This is a genomic window from Gilliamella sp. CG25 (genome assembly GCF_046635705.1).
Taxonomy (GTDB): Bacteria; Pseudomonadota; Gammaproteobacteria; order Enterobacterales; family Orbaceae; genus Gilliamella; species Gilliamella apicola_I.
In genome coordinates, this window is record NZ_JBIDFJ010000001.1 from 284,275 (window position 1) to 302,920 (window position 18,646).

Consider the following 18,646-nt stretch of genomic DNA (forward strand, 5'->3'; position numbering starts at 1 on the left):
TGACATTAATCAATTTTTATTCTTTAAATATTGATGTACAATATTGCGATATATCTTTATACACTTTGTGGGCATATTAAAGGAACAGGGAGCAATTATGTTAGATATAGTAGAACTATCGCGTCTCCAGTTTGCACTCACGGCAATGTATCATTTTATTTTTGTACCATTAACGCTAGGTTTAGCGTTTATGCTAGCAATTATGGAAACGGTATATGTTGTTAGTGGTAAGCAAGTCTGGAAAGATATGACTAAATTCTGGGGAAAACTGTTTGCTATTAACTTCGCTGTTGGTGTAGCAACAGGTTTAACAATGGAATTTCAGTTTGGTACTAACTGGTCTTATTATTCGCATTACGTCGGCGATATTTTTGGGGCACCATTGGCAATAGAAGGGTTAATGGCCTTTTTTCTTGAATCAACAATGGTAGGGTTATTCTTTTTTGGTTGGGATAGATTAAGTCGCGGTAAACATCTTCTTGTGACATGGTGCGTTGCATTTGGGTCGAATTTTTCTGCACTATGGATTCTCGTTGCTAACGGTTGGATGCAGTTCCCAATCGGTTCAGATTTCAATCCAATCAACTCTCGCATGGAAATGGCAAGTTTTTATGATCTGATCACCAACTCTGTTGCACAATACAAATTTGTGCACACTGTCGCAGCGGGTTATCTAACAGGTGCGATTTTTGTCTTAAGTATCAGTTCTTATTACTTACTTAAAAAACGTGATAGCGAATTTGCTAAACGCTCTTTTGCCGTGGCAGCTATGTTTGGTTTCATTGTATCTATTGTTGTCGCGATTATGGGGGATGAAGCCGGTCACGAAATGACAACCGTTCAGCCAGCTAAACTTGCTGCTATCGAAGCCGAATGGGAAACTCAACCCGCCCCTGCATCATTTAATGTTATTGCTTTTCCTTCTCAAAAAGATAAAGAAAATTTATTTGCGATTGAAATACCTTATGCAATGGGCATTATGACAACACGTTCATTGGATAAGCAAGTAACAGGGTTAAAAGACATTTTAGCCACTAACGAAATGCGAATTCGTAACGGTATTTTAGCTTATACAAATCTTGAAAAAATCCAACAAGGAAATCAAGATCCCGATGTGCTTAAATTGTTTGAAAATAATAAAGCTGATTTAGGTTATGGTTATTTAGTCAAACGTTTTACTGATCGAGATAATTTAACGATTCCGGAAGCGACGGAAGCGCACATTAAAGCTGCCACAGAAGATTCTATTCCTACTGTTTGGCCACTATTCTGGTCATTTAGAATCATGGTAGGTCTTGGTGTTTTAATGATCTTAGGAACTGGTCTTGCATTATGGACTACTTATAAAAATAAAATTGGTGAAAAACGTTGGCTTCACCGTTTATTATTAGTGTTCTTACCTTTTCCATGGATAGCATGTGAATGTGGTTGGTTTGTTGCTGAATACGGTCGACAACCATGGGCAATACAAGATATTTTACCAACAGGTATGGCTAATTCGTCGTTAACTCCAGGTGAAGTATTATTTACTATGATACTAATTTGTGGACTTTATACTCTGTTCTTAGTTGCTGAAATGTTCTTAATGTTTAAATTTGCACGTCTTGGACCAAGTTCTTTGGGGACAGGCAAATATCATTACGAAAAAACGCAACCAACTACAGAATAGGACAAAGGGAGTAAACACAATGATTGATTACGAAATTCTACGAGCTATTTGGTGGTTGCTAATTAGTGTTATCTTGATTGGTTTTGTTATCACTGATGGTTTTGATATGGGGGTTGGTATTTTACTCCCTTTCATAGGTAAAACAGATACTGAACGCCGAATTATGATAAATGCTATTGCGCCTCATTGGGATGGTAATCAGGTTTGGCTAATTACGGCTGGAGCTGGGATTTTTGCTGCATGGCCATTTGCTTATGCTGTGTCGTTTTCGGGCTTTTACATCGCAATGATTTTGGTTCTATGTGCATTATTTTTTAGACCAATAGGCTTTGATTATCGAAGTAAACTTGAAAATTCAAAATGGCGTGGTTTATGGGATATAGCAATCTTTATTGGTAGCTTTGTGCCTGCTCTTGTTTTTGGGGTGGCTTTTGGTAATTTATTAGAAGGCGTTCCATTTAGATTTGATAATTCTTATCGTGTTTTCTATGATGGAAACTTCTTTGGTTTGCTTAATCCGTTTGCTTTATTAACCGGTGTGGTGAGTTTGATGTTGTTTGTTGCTCATGGCGGCACTTGGTTGCAAATGAAGACCTCTGGAGAATTATATTTAAGAGCCAGAAAAGCAACTCAAATATCTTGCTTAATTTTAGTCATTACATTTATTTTAGCGGGTATTTGGGTCATGTTTGGTATGCATGGTTATGAAGTGGTCAGCACGATAGATCATAGTGTCACGTCACAGCCATTAAATAAAGTGGTATCCACCGAATCAACATGGCTTAGAAATTATATGAATTATCCAATTTTATGGATTGTTCCTGTACTCGGTGTTGTTTTACCTTTACTCAACATTGTTTGTTCTGGGTTAAATAAAAATGCTTTATCATTTATTTTATCAACGTTAACTATTGCGTGTGTGTTATTAACTTATGGCATAGCAACGTTCCCATTCATTATACCATCAAGCATTATGCCTAATGCGAGTTTAACAATGTGGGATTCAACATCAAGCCAGTTAACACTTAATATTATGTTCTTTGTAGTAGTGATATTTTTACCCATTATCCTTTTCTATACTACTTGGTCATATATTAAAATGTTCGGACGACTTGATAAAAATCATATCGAAAATAACAAACATTCACTTTATTAAGGTATAATTATGTATTACTTTTTATGGTTTATCGGTCTTATTGCAGCTTGTATGCTTGCCGTTGTTACAGGACTTTGGGTTGAACAAACAAACAGCGAAAAAGAACCCAAAAATAACAATTAATAAGTATCTCTATATTTTTAAAGGTGACAATCGTCACCTTTTTCATTCATCGTTAATTTAAATCATTAATATGTTACAAATGATAATTGTTTTCATTTGAGTAATTCTATATCATAGTGCAGCATATTTAAGATTTAGATATAATAAAACATATTGCTTTTAAAATATGTAAATACAAATATGAAAGAATTTAATTGGAGTGCCAGAGTTTATTATGAAGATACTGATGCTGGTGGTGTCGTATATCATGCCAGGTATCTTGCTTTTTATGAGCGAGCGAGAACAGAATTGCTAAGACAACTTGGAATCAGTCAACATAAGCTATTACAAGAAAGTATTGCTTTTGTTGTTAAAAAGATGGATATTAGCTATCACTTCCCCGCTCGTTTGGATGACCTGTTAACTATTAATAGTAAAGTTGATCAAATTCGCAAGGCATCTATAATTTTTAAGCAAACTATTATTAATGAGAACAATCAAGTGATTAGCAGTGCTGATGTTATTATTGCTTGTGTTGATATCACTAAAATGAAGCCATGTGGGCTTCCAAAGTCACTAGTTTTGGAGTTTATATAAGTGGAAAATCTGAATATTGTTAATCTGTTCTTACAAGCAGGTCTTTTAGTGCAATGTGTTATGTTGTTATTATTGATGTTTTCAATTATGTCATGGGCAATTATTTTTCAGAGAACTAAGGTTTTAAGGCAAGCTAAAAAGCAAATTGAACAATTTGATAATCGTTTTTGGGCAGCTGACGAGTTGAATGTTTTATTTGAGAAAGCAAAATCCAACAAAGATGAAATTACAGGTACAGAACATATTTTTTATTCAGGTTTTAAAGAATTTACCCGTTTATATCAAATCAATCCAAATATGCCAGAGGCCGCTTTAGACGGTGCATCTCGTTCTATGCGCCTTGCTATGAATCGAGAACTTGATAATCTTGAACAGCATATTCCTTTCTTAGGTACGGTAGGTTCTATTAGTCCTTATATTGGGTTATTTGGGACCGTTTGGGGAATCATGCATGCTTTCATTTCTCTTGGCGCAGCTAAACAAGCGACATTAAAACTTGTTGCGCCAGGTATAGCTGAAGCTTTAATTGCAACAGCAATTGGTTTATTTGCTGCAATTCCAGCGGTTATGGCATTTAATCGTTTATCGTTGAAAGTCAGCCGTATTGAGCAAAGTTATCTCAACTTTATTGATGAATTTTCAGCTATTTTACAGCGTCAAGCTGTGGCTGTCAGGAAATAAACTATGCGTAGAAGTTCACGTTTTTCAACTAAATCAGAGATTAACATTGTACCATTGCTTGATGTACTGTTAGTATTGGTACTTATTTTTATGGCAACAGCCCCCATTATTAGCCAAAGCGTTGAAGTCGATCTGCCTGAATCAACCGAATCTAAGACGGTTTCAGCTTCTGAAAATAAAACCATAATATTAGAAGTGGCAGATGTCGGGGTTTATACACTCAGAATCGATGGTGTGCCACAAGAAAGCTTACAGCAAGAACAGATCATTGCTGAAGTTAAGCAGTTATTAGCATTGAATGAAAAGGCGGTATTTTTAGTCGGTGGAGCTAAAAATGTACCTTATGAAGAAATTATAAAAGCTTTAAACTTATTACAATCTGCAGGTGTTAAATCTGTTGGTTTAATGACACAACCAATGTAAACTAGAATAAAACACATTAAAATGTCAGCAATGTCTAAAAAATCAAATTCAAAATTCAGTTTAGCCATAATTTTATCAATCCTGTTTCATGTGCTATTGATAATTTTTTTATGTTATAAAGCTATACAAGATGATAGTGATAATTACGGTACGGTCAATGGTCAATCGATTGATGCAATTATGGTTGATCCATCTATTATATCTGAACAATATAAAAGGCAATCACAAAGTCAAAAAAATCAACAGCAATTAAGGCAACAGGTTGATGAGCAAATTACAAAACAGAATCAGTTGTTGCAGCAAAAGCAACTGGAACAGCAACAGTATTTAAAGGATTTAGAAAAAGAGCGTTTAAAACTTGCTGAAAAACTTAAACAAGAACAGCTTGAAGCTGAGAAAAAAGCAGCAGAAGAAAAGCTAGAGGCTGAAAAGCGAGCCGCTGAGGAAAAAGCAGCACGAGAAAAGCAAGAAGCTGAAAAGCGAGCCGCCGAAGAAAAAGCAGCACGAGAAAAGAAAGAAGCTGAAAAGCGAGTAGCTGAAGAAAAAGCTGCACGAGAAAAGTTAGAAGCAGAAAAAAGAGCTGCTGCAGAAAAAGCAGCACGAGAAAAGCAAGAAGCAGAAAAAAAAGCTGCTGAAGAAAAAGTGGCACGCGAAAAAAAGGAAGCTGCTAAACGAGCAGCGCAACAAAAGGCAGCAAATGATAAAGCTGTTAATGATCTATTAGGTGAACTTACGACAGGTGGATCAAGTGTACCAGCAACAAGAAAAGGTGTTTCTAACGGCGAATTAGATAAATATAAATTTTTAGTTAAAACCGCTATAAGTAATAAATTTATTAATCCAAATCGTCTTTATGTAGGTCAGCGTTGCCAATTACAAATTCAAATCGCACCGGACGGTCTATTGTTGGACCATAAAGTGTTGAGCGGCGATGATGCATTATGCCGTGAAGCCGTTGCTGCTACATTGTTAGCCGTAATTCCGGAACCTTCTCAAATACTTTATCCTGAAGTTAAAAAGATGATAATCAACTTTGAACCATAGTAAATATGGATTTTCAATTGATTTTACAATGTGATGTGAATCTCGATTATCCATTCATTCAATAAATTGACAACATCTTTGTATAAAAGATGTTGAAAACCAATTTATCATCCCAATATATAACCTATTCATTCCAAATTAAGATATTTATGTAAGAGAAGGAGCAGAATATGACAACAATTGTCAGTGTCCGTCGAGAAGGGCAAGTTGTAATCGGTGGAGACGGTCAAGTCACACTAGGCGAACGTATTATTATGAAAGGAAATGCACGTAAAGTTCGTCGTCTTTATAATAACAAAGTGATTGCAGGTTTTGCTGGTGGTACTGCTGATGCTTTTACACTTTTTGAATTATTTGAGCGTAAATTAGAAATGCATCAAGGTCATTTGACGAAGGCCGCTGTTGAACTAGCTAAAGATTGGCGAACAGACAGAATGTTACGCAAATTAGAAGCTTTACTTGCTGTTGCTGATGAAAGTGCTTCACTAATTATTACTGGTACAGGGGATGTAATTCAACCAGAAGATGATTTAATTGCAATTGGTTCTGGTGGACCTTATGCTCAAGCTGCGGCAAGAGCTTTGCTGGATAATACTTCTTTATCTGCACATGATATTGTACAAAAATCATTATCGATTGCCGGCGATATTTGTGTGTATACCAATAATTTCCAAACGATTGAAGAACTTAATTATTAATTTAACTGATTTAAGAGAATTATATTATGTCTGAAATGACTCCTCGCGAAATTGTAAGCGAACTAAACCAACATATTATTGGACAAGATAAAGCTAAACGTTCCGTTGCAATAGCGTTACGTAATCGTTGGCGTCGTATGCAACTAGATGAAGCACTCCGTCACGAAGTCACCCCAAAAAATATATTAATGATTGGTCCAACTGGTGTTGGTAAAACAGAAATTGCAAGGCGCTTAGCGAAATTAGCTCATGCACCTTTTATCAAAGTTGAAGCGACGAAATTTACTGAAGTAGGTTACGTTGGTAAGGAAGTCGATTCCATTATTCGTGATTTGACGGATTCAGCGGTAAAAATGATTCGACAAGAAGCGATGGAAAGAAATCGTAATCGTGCTGAAGAATTAGCTGAAGAACGGATTTTAGATGTACTTGTCCCACCGGCTAAAGATGGCTGGGGACAAGTTGAAAACAATAATGATTCTACAGCAAGACAAGCATTTCGAAAAAAATTACGTGAAGGTACGCTTGACGAGAAAGAGATAGAGATTGAAGTTGCTGGTGTCAATATTGGTGTCGAAATTATGGCTCCTCCGGGTATGGAAGAGATGACTAATCAATTACAATCAATGTTTCAAAATCTAGGTGGACAAAAAACCAAACCACGTAAGATGAAAATTAAAGATGCATTTAAACAGTTGATTGAAGAAGAAGCTGCTAAATTGGTTAACCCTGACGATCTTAAACATGAAGCTATCGAAGCGGTGGAACAAAATGGAATCGTATTTATTGATGAAATTGATAAAGTCTGTAAACGAGGTAATTCGTCAGGTCCTGATGTTTCACGTGAAGGTGTACAGCGTGATCTATTACCACTTGTTGAAGGATGTACTGTTTCTACTAAACATGGTGCAGTAAAAACCGACCATATTTTATTTATTGCTTCGGGGGCTTTCCAAACAGCTAATCCATCTGATTTAATCCCTGAACTTCAAGGGCGTTTACCTATAAGGGTTGAATTACAGGCGTTAACAACTGAAGATTTTGAGCGAATTTTAACTGAGCCAAATGCCTCGCTTACAGTACAATACAAAGCATTAATGGCAACAGAAGGTGTCAATATCGAATTTACGCCTGATGGTATCCGTAAAATAGCTGAATCTGCTTGGCAGGTGAATGAACAAAATGAAAATATAGGCGCTCGTCGTTTGCATACTGTGTTAGAACGATTAATGGAAGAAGTTTCGTTTGATGCAAGTGAGTTAGGTGGTCAAACTATTACTATTGATGCTAAATATGTAGGCGATCACTTAGATAAACTGGTTGCTGATGAAGATTTAAGTAAATTTATTCTATAAATAAATGTTCTTTATCGAATAAAAAAAGGTGAGTTAATCTCACCTTTTTTATTAACATCATTGATCGTCACAACAATCAATTTAACGTGCAGATCAAGCACTATTTTTTAAATAGCTGACCTAAGATATCGGCCGCTTTTTGCTTCGATTTTGATTTAGAATCATCTTTTGAATTTCGATTTTCGAGTTTTTCTCGAAGTTTATCTAATCCTTGTTGTAGTTTATCATTAAGAACATCTTTAAAGACTTGGCTAATATCAATTTGATAATGAAGTTTTGTAAATTCACCATAAATTCGTAGTGGAATCGTTAATTGTTGTAATTTGGCAATGGTTTCACTTTTTCCATTCCAACCACCTAGCATTTTGACATTTAAATTGATATCGAGGTCTTTTTGAACTAGTCCTACTCTTCCCGAACCATTTATAATATCTAATGTTTCTGAATTAGCGGTTAATGTCGTGACATCCAAATTACCATTATTTATATTACCATTAGCAGAAATTTGATGAAACTCGGTGAATTTTTGTTGATTTTCGGTTGTCAGCACATCTTTACTATACTTCGCTGCCGCATTTTGAATGATATTTTGAATATTAATATTATCCAATCTAGCATTAGCTATGTTGATAGCAACGTTTCCTCGTAAACTGGATAACAAGTTAGCCGTGGAAATGGTGCTTGCTTCTAATTCTCCGTTTGCATTAAATACGCCTACTAAATCATTTGGTGTATTGATTTGATTAAAGAATTCATTTAAATCGATATTACTGATTTTACTGCTCAGTTTAATTAATGCATTCTTTTGTTTGCCGCTGGCAAAACCATTTGCCGTAATATGCCCTTTGGCAAAATCAAAATTCAGGTTATTAAACGTTGCAATACCATCATTATTACTGATATCAGCATGAACATTATCAAGTGTTATTTGATTAGCAATGATTTGCCTAATATTTAACTTAGCTTTCGCATTGAAACTATTTAGGAAATCAAGTTCATTATTAGTTTTTTGAACTGTCGATACAACAGGTGTCGTTTGCTGTGATGGGCTACTTTCATTATCGCTAGGCTTCTCTTTGGCCGTAATAAACGGATCTAAATTTAATTTATCAGCATTGAGATCTAACGCTAAATAAGGCTTATTAGCTAAATTGAGACTAACGTTGCCTGTAAATGTATTACCATTAACTGATAATAGAAGATCTTGCGTGTTCACGCTTTGCGGATTTTTTTGATAATGTAAAATAGTTTTCAAATTACCTTTTATTTCGCCACTAGGGATGCCGATACCTGTTAACGTATAATCAAAATTTTTCAGATCGATTATCGCCTGTTCAGGGTATTGACTTAAATCAATATTGGCATTTGCAACATAAAATAAATCCTGTTGATTTTTATCAACATTTCCTTTGAAATCAACATTGAGATTTTTATCCGCTTTTTGTTCAACCGTTAAGTTAATGTTCCTAAAATTGATTAGCGTATCTTTTTGTTGTAGTACTAAAGTGCTATCTGCAACTTCAAATTTGTTCAATGTGAATTGCCAACTTGATTTGCTTTGCTCTTCATTCTTTTGCTTATCTTCATCAGGTTTATGAGGTATATTGTTGGCGTTTTTTTTATGTGCCATTTCACCTTTGCTATCATCGGTAATATTGATGACAGCCGACTTAACAAAAACATTTTTTACTACCAACTTTTTCGAAAAAAGTGGTAGCAGTTCAACATCTAGTCGCATATTGTCTGCGGTCAAAATAGGTTTTTGTGCACCGGTATCATTCAGTTTTACCGAATCGGTTAATATACTGACTTGTGGCCAAATATGCCAACGTAAATCACCCTCAATAGTTAATTCATAACCTGTTTTATCTCTTACTTTATCAGAAATAAATCCTCGGAAATTATTAGGATCGACAAAAACAATCAGTGAAATGATCCCAATAGCTATAATCAGAATTAAAATAAAAAGAGTAACCAATATTTTTTTTATCATATTAGTGTTCCTATAGTAAGGTTATATGCTGATTTAGTCTTTATCAATACGACTGGCTACAGCGCCATGTTGGTCTTTATATTTTGCATCTTGTCGACGATTGTAAGGTCTCGCCGCTCGCCCTGTTAAAGTCTCAAAACTTAGGGCTCCGATAGTCATCCCAGGTCTAAGTGCTAATGGGATTTTTCCAGAATTAAAAAACTCTAAGACAATTTGTCCTTGCCAACCTGGATCAATACGGTGTGCAGTTACATGCACCATAAGACCAAGTCTGGCTAATGAAGAACGTCCATCAAGCCAGCCAACTAAATCATCAGGAATCGTCACAGATTCAAGTGTAACGGCTAATGCAAGTTCTCCTGGATGAAGGTAAAAAACATGACCTTCAGATAATACTATTTCATCACTCATTACACGTTCTAATACTGCGGAAACTTCTTCTTTGGGTCCACTTAAATCGATATAGGGAGTTGTATGTTCTCGGAAAGTCCGAAATTGATTACCTAACCTGACATCAACTGTTGCGCCATTTATTGAACTTGGTGCTGGTTGAGGGGTTATTTTTAATTTACCGTTTTGTAAATATGCTTCAATATCTCGATCGCATAATCTCATGAGTTATCCTTAATTGAGCCTCTATCCTGCTATTTTAACAGTTTCTTGTTATGCCGTCGATGTTCGTAAATTAAGGTTTAATTACCCATGCCCGACCATAATGATTGTAGTATCCAGCAAGTTTACCTGCGTCATTTCCAACGCCAAGATAAAGGTCAAAATGATGGCCTTTTATGGCGCCTCCAACATCGAGCGCAACCATTAGACGAGTTTCTCGTCTACCACTATATTGACCATCTTCATCGAGTAATGGTAAATCCATTAACACCACCGAACCAAGAGGGACAAGTAATTTATCTGATGCTACCGATGCATTAGCAACCAAAGGTACAGTTGCTGCTCCTTTGACATCAGCATTGTATTGGGGCTTAAAAAAAACAAAGGAACGGTTTTCGGTTAGCAAGGCTTTGAGCTGTTTTTCAGTTTTAGTTGTTGCCCAATCTCTAATTGCTTGTAACGATATCTTTTCTTTTTCAATTTCACCTTGTTCAATTAAAATTCTTCCAATGCTCGAATAGCCATGTCCATTTTTACCGCCATAGCTGAAAAAGACCAAAGGTTCACCGTCTTCAAAATCGATATAGGCACTACCTTGAACTTCCATAATGAAGTTTTCAATTAATGAATTACTATAAGCAATTTCAAGTCCTTTGCCAGCTAATGCACCTTTATAAATCTGTTGTCGACTTGGTAATTGACCTTTATAGTTAACTGGCATTTTATAAATAGGATATTTAAATTCTTTAGTAGGTTTATGTCTGGCTTTAATAATTGGGGTATAATAACCAGTTAAGTGCACGTTTCCAAATCCATCTTGACCTGCCATTTCATAACTATTTAATCCTACTTTGTGAAATTCATTAGAAGCAAGCAAGCCATTAATCCAATCATCAACAGCTTTATAAATATGTTCATTTTGTTTGTATAATGCGGGCGATGCGGTTTTTATTTGTTCCACCTGCATAATGTAGTCTGTTATGTTTACAGGGGTATCTAAATTTGGATAGCTGATATTAAGTGATAAGGGTAATCGCCCGTCCGAGTATTGTTGACCCTGTTTAATGGGTTTATCTTGACAGCTGGTTAACAGCGAAAGTGTAAAAAAGGCAATAAAAACAATGAAAAGATAATGATTGAGTTTTTTTTTCATCTAATTAGTTATTATCAATAATAAACAGTATTGAATATGCTACACAATTATATTATAAGAAACTACTCATAATTATTAACGGACAATAAAAAGTTTTCATAAAAAATCAGCTTGCGATTTAGCAATATTGAATTTATAGTCCTATATTCCTTAAAAAATCGAAAATTACGGAATAAAAGGTAATAATAGTGATGAGCAATACATCCTCAAACAATGACCTAAAACGAAACCTTTCTAATCGGCATATTCAGTTAATTGCAATCAGTGGTGCAATTGGTACAGGCTTATTTATGGGATCAGGAAAAACAATTAGCCTTGCTGGACCGTCGATCATCTTTGTTTACATGATTATTGGTTTTATCTTATTTTTTGTTATGCGAGCAATGGGTGAAATCTTGCTTTCCAACTTGAAATATAAATCGTTTAGTGATTTTGCCAATGATCTACTCGGCCCTTGGGCAGGGTTTTTTACTGGTTGGACTTATTGGTTTTGTTGGGTGGTAACAGGTATTGCTGATGTGGTTGCTATTGCCGGTTATGCACAGCATTGGTTTCCTGATTTGCAATCTTGGATCCCGATGTTATTAACCGTCGTTTTACTGTTAACACTTAATTTATTAACAGTAAAAATGTTTGGCGAAACCGAATTTTGGTTTTCAATGATTAAAATTATTGCGATTTTAGCTTTGATTGGTATTGGATTAGGATTAATTTTCACAGCATACCACTCAGATCAAACGAATACCACAGCTGCATTTTCGAATCTTTGGGATTATGGCGGATTTTTTCCTCATGGTTTTATGGGATTCTTTGCCGGTTTTCAGATAGCTATTTTTGCTTTTGTGGGAATTGAACTGGTTGGTACTACCGCCGCTGAAACAGTCGATCCGAATAAAAATTTACCTCGAGCCATTAATTCTGTGCCTGCACGTATTATCTTCTTTTACGTGTTTGCATTAATTATCATTATGAGTGTGACACCATGGTCATTTATTTCACCAAATAAGAGTCCATTTGTTGAGTTATTTACCCTAATTGGTTTACCAGCGGCAGCAAGCATTATTAATTTTGTGGTATTAACATCGGCTGCTTCGTCGGCTAATAGTGGTATCTATTCTACCAGCCGAATGTTATTTGGTTTGGCTAAAAAACAAGATGCACCAGAGCCTTTTGGAAAATTATCACGTCGTTCAGTTCCTGCCAATGGTTTACTCTTTTCATGTACTTGTTTATTCGGTGGTGTAGTTCTGATTTATTTAGTTCCTAATGTGATGGAGGCTTTCACCATAGTAACGACGATTTCCGCCATATTATTTATGTTTATTTGGTCAATGATATTGATATCGTATATGGCTTATCGACGTAAAAAAGTGAATTTGCACGAACAATCTCAATTTAAGATGCCAGGTGGTAATTTGATGTGCTTGGTTAGCTTGATGTTTTTTATATTTGTTATTGTCTTACTTACTTTTGAAAAAGATACTCGTCAAGCATTGATTGCAACACCAATTTGGTTTGTAATTTTAGGGATAAGCTATTTTATACGTTCGCTAAAACGTCAATAATTATTACTATAATGAGTAGGATGAATTCCTACTCATTGTCTGAAGATTAATCTGCTTTGTGGTGATCTTTTTCAGGCCAAATGATACTGGCAATAATACCGATAGCTAAAATGCCTAATACGATATAAAGGCTTGTTATAGGACTAATATCAATACCATGCCCAAATAAATGGTTACTTGCATTTAATGCTAATTTGATTGCTATAAAAAACAGTAAACAAATAACCGCTTTTCCTAAGTGAACTAAGTATTGTTTCATGGCTTCTAAAACAAAATACATGGTTCTGAGACCTAAAATTGCAAAAATCATGGCACTATAAACGATGAGTGGTTCTTGGCTAACCGCGATGACAGCAGGAACAGAATCAAAGGCAAACATCACATCGCTAAGTTCAATTACAGTAATACATAAAAAAAGCGGGGTTGCGTATAAAGCTCTTTTAGGTAACTTGCCAATTAAGTTACTGTTTTCCGGTTTTGCAAGTTCTTGATCTAACTGTTTAGAGGTTAATAAAAAATGATGCCCGACAATTTTAGGATAAGCGGGAAAAATACGTTTTGCTATTCGATAAGCGAAATGGTTTGAATAATCTTTTATTTCTTCATTTTCACCTTGATTTTTTAACATCATCAAACCGGTAAAAGCAACAATAACGGAAAAAACGAGCTCCATCCAAGGTCCTAAAGCTAATAAACCTGTCCCAATGATAACAAAAATAGCACGGAATATGATGGCGCCTATTACTCCCCAATAAAGCAAGCGATGACGATAATTTTCAGGTACAGAAAACCATGAAAAGATAGCCATAATCACAAATAAATTATCAACAGAGAGAGCCTTTTCAAGTACATAACCAGTGATAAATAAGCTCGCTATTGCACTACCATGATGAAGATATAGATAAAGAGTAAATCCTAAAGCTACAGCAATCCAAAATAGTGACCATAATACAGCATTTTTTAAATTTATGGGTTTATCGTTATGATGTGCATATAAATCAATAACAATAGCTGTTGATGCTAATACAATAAAAACGATGACCGTTTCAATTGGAAAGCCTAATGAGTTGTGAATCATAATTTATCGCCTAATATGTAGTTATGTCATGATCTTTTAATAACAAAATTTAACTATTTTTACAGAACATATATATAAAAGTAGTTGAGTATATATTGATAGCAATAACAAAAAAAGATATATTTGTTTTCAATATCCCTTCCCATTAATTAAAATAATTTTGAGCTGATTTTGATGAAAAATTTCAAAGTAGTAAGTTTTTTTATTATTTCTTTTTTTTCCGCTATATTGCAAGCTCAGTCAGTTGAGTCTTATGTATCTTCGTTACCCAAAGGTAGTGATATATCAATTTTAGTTCAATCTGTTGATGACAAACCAAGAACATTAGCTAAATATAAAAGCGATCAATTTAAACAGCCAGCCAGTACCCAAAAAGTGATCACTGCACTTGCAGCAGAACTTGAATTAGGAGCGGATTTTAGATTTGAAACTAAAATGTTAACTAATGGTTCAATTGCCAATAAACAATTAAATGGTGATTTGATTATTCAACTGAGTGGTGATCCAACTTTTACGCGTGGACAGTTAAAAAATATGCTGGCAAGTTTACGTGGGAAAGGGGTTGAAAAAATAACAGGAAAAGTCATTTTAGATACTTCTATATTTACCAGTCACGATAAAGCAGAAGGTTGGTCTTGGAATAATTTAACCGCTTGTTACAATGCACCGCCGTCAGCTGCAATTATCGATGATAATTGTTTTTATGTGACAATCAAACCGGGTAAGGTCGGTGCTAAAGCCTCTATTTCTGTTTCCTCAAATATTCCTGTCACGGTGACAGGTAATGTTAAAACCATAGCTAAAAACAGTAAAGATCTGAATGATAAATACTGTGAGCTTGATGCCAGTTATACTGACAAAAATCGCTATCAATTATCCGGATGTATTGCGTCAGGATCAGATAAAATAGCATTAAAATTTGCTGTACTTAATGGGGTGGATTATTTTTCAAGTGTTTTGAAAAATGAGTTAAAACAACAGAAAATTTCATTTAATGGTGCGATTTCAGCACGTAATGAGCCAATAAATAGCAAACTTTCATTATTAGTTTCAAGCCAGTCTGCACCGCTATCAGAATTGTTAACCGTAATGTTGAAAAAATCGAACAATCTGTACGCTGATGCTATCTTTAGAACAATTGGGGCTCATTACTTTAAAATTCCAGGTACATGGCGAAATAGTGGAGATGCGGTTAAACAAATTTTACTTAAAAAAGCTGGTATTGATCTCGAAAATTTGGTGATTGTTGACGGTTCAGGTTTGTCTAGATTGAATCTTGTCAGTGCAGACAAAATGATGGAAATTCTGCAATATATTTCAGCTCATGATCGCGATCTCAAAATTATTGAAAAACTTCCTGTTGCAGGGAAGGATGGAACATTACAATATCGTAAAAGCTTTAATCAACCGCCTTTTATAGAAACCATACGAGCAAAAACGGGATATATACAAGGCAGCTATAATTTAGCTGGATTTATTGAGAAGTCAGATGGAAAAATTATCGCTTTTGTTCAGTTACTTTCGGGGTATCATCCTGAAAGAAGGGATGAGCCTAAAAATAGTGCAATAATGCGTTTCGAATCTGAATTTTATAAAAAATTTGTGATTGGTGAATAAAAAATGATATTGGCACCTAGAACAAAGGTGCCAAACCGTTAAACGCACTTATAGACTATCTGGTAAAAAACCACCGCTTTGATGTTTCCAAAGTTGAGCGTATAAGCCATTTTTATCCAGTAATTCTTGATGTGTACCTTGTTCGATAATTTTTCCTTCATCCAAAACAACCAGTTTATCCATTGCGGCAATAGTTGATAAACGATGCGCTATAGCGATAACAGTTTTGCCTTCCATTAGTGCATATAAACTTTCTTGAATAGCTTGTTCAATTTCTGAATCTAATGCACTGGTTGCTTCATCAAGTAATAATATTGGTGCATTTTTTAAGATCACCCTAGCAATGGCAATGCGTTGCCTTTGACCACCCGATAGTTTTATACCTCGTTCACCAACATGAGCATCATAACCGGTTCTACCATTAGCATCGATTAATGTTTGAATAAATTTATCTGCATGGGCTTTTTTAGCCGCATCTATCATCTCTTGTTCAGTAGCTTGATTATTACCATAAAGTAAATTTTCCCGAACAGTTCGATGTAACAAGGACGTGTCTTGTGTAACCATACCAATTTGCGCCCGTAAGCTTTCTTGATTAATCTCGGTAATGTCTTGTCCGTCAATAAGAATTTTACCTTGTTGTAAGTCATAAAAACGTAATAACAGATTAATTAATGTGGATTTTCCGGCGCCAGAACGTCCAACTAACCCTATTTTTTGACCGGGCTTAATAGTTAAATTGAGATCGTTAATTACCGAATTTCGAATCTTTTCATCGTAAGTGAAATAAATATTTTTAAACTCGATTTTTCCATCAGTCACATTTAGATTTTTGGCATTGGGTTTATCAACAATGGTTGTTGCAGTTGAAAATGTATTCATACCATCTTTCACAACCCCAATATTTTCAAATAAAGCTGCAAGCTCCCACATAATCCAATGTGATAAACCGTTTAAACGAAGCGCTAATGCTGTGGTTGTTGCAATAGCACCGATTCCAACTAATTGATTTGTCCATAACAGCAAGGCAACACCAGTCGTTGATAAAATAAGTAGAATAGATAGTAAATGATTCACGATTTCAAAACTGCTGACTAGCCGCATTTGTTTATTGACAGTAATCAAAAACTCATCCATAGACTCTTGGGCATACTTTGCTTCATTACCGGCATGAGAAAACAGTTTAACCGTCATAATGTTTGTATAAGCATCCGTTACACGTCCAGTCATGGTAGAACGAGCATCTGCTTGCATACTTGCAACTTTACTTAAGCGAGGAATAAAATAGTACATGGCTAAGCCATAAAGGACACACCACCCAAAGAATGGCAGCAATAGCCAAGGGGCTAATTGACCGATTACCGCAGCCATAGTTATAAACGAAATCAACACAAATATTAAGATATCAGCAACAAGAAAGCAGGTATCTCTAACGGCTAATGCAGTTTGCATAACTTTTGCCGATATTCTTCCGGCAAACTCATCTTGAAAAAAACGCATACTTTGATTAAGCACTAGTCGATGTAAATTCCAACGCATTCGCATTGGAAAATTTCCCGCTAAACATTGATGCTTGATGATTGTTTGTAATCCAATAATCAAAGTGCTGGATAAAATGATTAAGGTTAAGATTAATAGCGAAGTTTTTTCTTTTTGCCAAAGCTCATTAGGTTCGACAATCGCAAGCCAATCCACCACTTTGCCAAGGGCAGCGAATAGAAAAGCTTCAAATGCGCCACTGAGAGCACTAAATATAATTAAAAGCAGCATGAATATTCGAGTGCCTTGGGTTGATTGCCATATAAAACCTAGAAAATTTTTAGCTGCTGGTTGCGGTTCACTTTTAGGATAAGGTGACACCAATTTTTCAAAAAATCGATACATAATTGACCTAATTATTTGCTATTTTTCATTAAATTGAATCGTTGATATTAACATTGCGAGTAGAATGAATAGAGTTAGATATCCTAAAACTGATGGATAGTTATGAAATTTAACAACATTTTACTACCTATTATTGCAGATTCTAAAAATATTAAAAACTAAAGCAAGAAAGAGTTCATTTTATATTCTTTCTTGCTTTTCAATTATATCTTGAATAACGATATTTGCCTATTTTTTGACTAAAAAATATCCTTAATAATTTGTACAACTCGACCCACAAAATGGTACTTATCAAAATTTTCTTTAGAGACTTCAATGGTAGGGAATTGGTTATTGTTACAAATTAAAACCCACCCATTTTGCGTTAATCGAACTTTACGTAAAAAGGTAATATCTTCATATTCAACTAAATAGATTGCTCCATCAATAATTTCAACGATTTCCGTATTAATAATTAAACCATTATTATTGTTGATTTCAGGCGACATGAGATCCCCTTTAGCCCAATAAATGATTAATTTTTTGATATCTAATCCTCTATGAGAAGCCCAACCTTCAACAACGGGATAGTTCATGACAGGAGGTGTTTCTCGAATATATCGTTGTGATTGCGCTTCTTCTTTGGTTGGTAACTGTTTTTTATAGACGGGAATACGGTATATATTCTCGTTGTAGACATCTGCTTCATCTTCTTTAGGATCTAAAACTTCTAATTTATAGCCTGTTGCCAGCCAGTTATATGAAACATTGCATTTTTCAGCAATCACTTCCAGTCGTGTCAAAGATGGATAAGTTTTTCCTGATAAATAATCTCTGATCACTGTTTCAGACATATCACATTTTTTAGCGAAGGCAGAGACAGATAAACCTTGCATTGAGCTATGTAATCTTTCTTTAAATGTTTTTACATTTTTATTTTTAATCATATTCATTTCTGATTTGTTTCTCCTATCACATCCGTTTTTCAAATTATAGTAGATATTTTATAAGTTTTACATACAACATTAAATGAAAAGCTA

At 35.0% G+C, this 18,646-nt stretch carries 17 protein-coding genes; 11 read left to right on the forward strand and 6 right to left on the reverse strand.

Annotated features, from left to right (window positions below; all coding sequences use genetic code 11):
- Window positions 1-97: 97 nt before the first annotated feature.
- From ACGH6P_RS01290 to hslU, 9 genes are all read left to right on the forward strand, one after another.
- Window positions 98-1,669 carry a cytochrome ubiquinol oxidase subunit I gene (locus tag ACGH6P_RS01290; RefSeq protein WP_411596537.1) on the forward strand — a complete coding sequence of 524 codons (1,572 nt, stop codon included), beginning with the start codon at window positions 98-100 and terminating at the stop codon, window positions 1,667-1,669.
- Between the two features lie 19 nt (window positions 1,670-1,688).
- Window positions 1,689-2,825 (forward strand): cytochrome d ubiquinol oxidase subunit II, encoded by a 1,137-nt coding sequence (cydB, locus tag ACGH6P_RS01295; protein ID WP_267349724.1) that lies wholly within the window; start codon window positions 1,689-1,691, stop codon window positions 2,823-2,825.
- A 9-nt stretch (window positions 2,826-2,834) separates the two neighbouring features.
- On the forward strand, window positions 2,835-2,948 hold the full coding sequence (gene cydX / locus ACGH6P_RS01300; protein WP_065558768.1) for a cytochrome bd-I oxidase subunit CydX: 114 nt from the start codon (window positions 2,835-2,837) through the stop codon (window positions 2,946-2,948).
- A gap of 180 nt (window positions 2,949-3,128) precedes the next feature.
- Window positions 3,129-3,524 carry a tol-pal system-associated acyl-CoA thioesterase gene (gene ybgC, locus ACGH6P_RS01305; protein WP_267359440.1) on the forward strand — a complete coding sequence of 132 codons (396 nt, stop codon included), beginning with the start codon at window positions 3,129-3,131 and terminating at the stop codon, window positions 3,522-3,524.
- Between the two features lie 9 nt (window positions 3,525-3,533).
- Window positions 3,534-4,205: a protein TolQ gene (tolQ, locus tag ACGH6P_RS01310; RefSeq protein WP_218837365.1), complete on the forward strand. Its 672-nt coding sequence runs from the start codon at window positions 3,534-3,536 to the stop codon at window positions 4,203-4,205.
- A 3-nt stretch (window positions 4,206-4,208) separates the two neighbouring features.
- Window positions 4,209-4,628 carry a colicin uptake protein TolR gene (gene tolR, locus ACGH6P_RS01315; RefSeq protein WP_267349722.1) on the forward strand — a complete coding sequence of 140 codons (420 nt, stop codon included), beginning with the start codon at window positions 4,209-4,211 and terminating at the stop codon, window positions 4,626-4,628.
- A 30-nt stretch (window positions 4,629-4,658) separates the two neighbouring features.
- Window positions 4,659-5,672: a cell envelope integrity protein TolA gene (gene tolA / locus ACGH6P_RS01320; protein ID WP_411596538.1), complete on the forward strand. Its 1,014-nt coding sequence runs from the start codon at window positions 4,659-4,661 to the stop codon at window positions 5,670-5,672.
- A 170-nt stretch (window positions 5,673-5,842) separates the two neighbouring features.
- Entirely contained in the window at window positions 5,843-6,370 is a 528-nt protein-coding gene (gene hslV / locus ACGH6P_RS01325) for an ATP-dependent protease subunit HslV (RefSeq protein WP_025316169.1), read from the forward strand.
- 26 nt (window positions 6,371-6,396) lie between these two features.
- Entirely contained in the window at window positions 6,397-7,725 is a 1,329-nt protein-coding gene (gene hslU, locus ACGH6P_RS01330; protein WP_267349720.1) for an HslU--HslV peptidase ATPase subunit, read from the forward strand.
- A gap of 100 nt (window positions 7,726-7,825) precedes the next feature.
- On the opposite strand, the gene asmA is transcribed toward hslU, so the two are convergent.
- From asmA to mltA, 3 genes are all read right to left on the reverse strand, one after another.
- A complete protein-coding gene (gene asmA / locus ACGH6P_RS01335) occupies window positions 7,826-9,718 on the reverse strand; it encodes an outer membrane assembly protein AsmA (RefSeq protein WP_411596539.1) in 1,893 nt (630 codons plus the stop codon).
- Between the two features lie 33 nt (window positions 9,719-9,751).
- Window positions 9,752-10,333, reverse strand: a complete 582-nt coding sequence (dcd, locus tag ACGH6P_RS01340; RefSeq protein WP_065558762.1) for a dCTP deaminase — start codon at window positions 10,331-10,333, stop codon at window positions 9,752-9,754.
- A gap of 70 nt (window positions 10,334-10,403) precedes the next feature.
- Window positions 10,404-11,483 (reverse strand): murein transglycosylase A, encoded by a 1,080-nt coding sequence (gene mltA / locus ACGH6P_RS01345; protein ID WP_267380797.1) that lies wholly within the window; start codon window positions 11,481-11,483, stop codon window positions 10,404-10,406.
- A 191-nt stretch (window positions 11,484-11,674) separates the two neighbouring features.
- Between mltA and cycA the strand changes: the two genes are divergently transcribed.
- Window positions 11,675-13,048: a D-serine/D-alanine/glycine transporter gene (gene cycA, locus ACGH6P_RS01350; RefSeq protein ID WP_267349717.1), complete on the forward strand. Its 1,374-nt coding sequence runs from the start codon at window positions 11,675-11,677 to the stop codon at window positions 13,046-13,048.
- A 46-nt stretch (window positions 13,049-13,094) separates the two neighbouring features.
- On the opposite strand, the gene ACGH6P_RS01355 is transcribed toward cycA, so the two are convergent.
- Window positions 13,095-14,126 (reverse strand): TerC/Alx family metal homeostasis membrane protein, encoded by a 1,032-nt coding sequence (locus ACGH6P_RS01355; protein ID WP_267380796.1) that lies wholly within the window; start codon window positions 14,124-14,126, stop codon window positions 13,095-13,097.
- Between the two features lie 174 nt (window positions 14,127-14,300).
- On the opposite strand from ACGH6P_RS01355, the gene dacB reads away from it, so the two are divergent.
- Window positions 14,301-15,743: a serine-type D-Ala-D-Ala carboxypeptidase gene (dacB, locus tag ACGH6P_RS01360; protein ID WP_267359453.1), complete on the forward strand. Its 1,443-nt coding sequence runs from the start codon at window positions 14,301-14,303 to the stop codon at window positions 15,741-15,743.
- 48 nt (window positions 15,744-15,791) lie between these two features.
- Here the strand turns inward: dacB and ACGH6P_RS01365 are convergent, their stop codons facing one another.
- The gene (locus ACGH6P_RS01365) at window positions 15,792-17,627 is read right to left on the reverse strand and encodes an ABC transporter ATP-binding protein (protein WP_411596540.1); all 1,836 of its coding nucleotides are present in this window, start codon (window positions 17,625-17,627) and stop codon (window positions 15,792-15,794) included.
- A 239-nt stretch (window positions 17,628-17,866) separates the two neighbouring features.
- The gene (locus ACGH6P_RS01370; RefSeq protein ID WP_267349713.1) at window positions 17,867-18,559 is read right to left on the reverse strand and encodes a helix-turn-helix transcriptional regulator; all 693 of its coding nucleotides are present in this window, start codon (window positions 18,557-18,559) and stop codon (window positions 17,867-17,869) included.
- Between the last annotated feature and the right edge of the window lie 87 nt (window positions 18,560-18,646).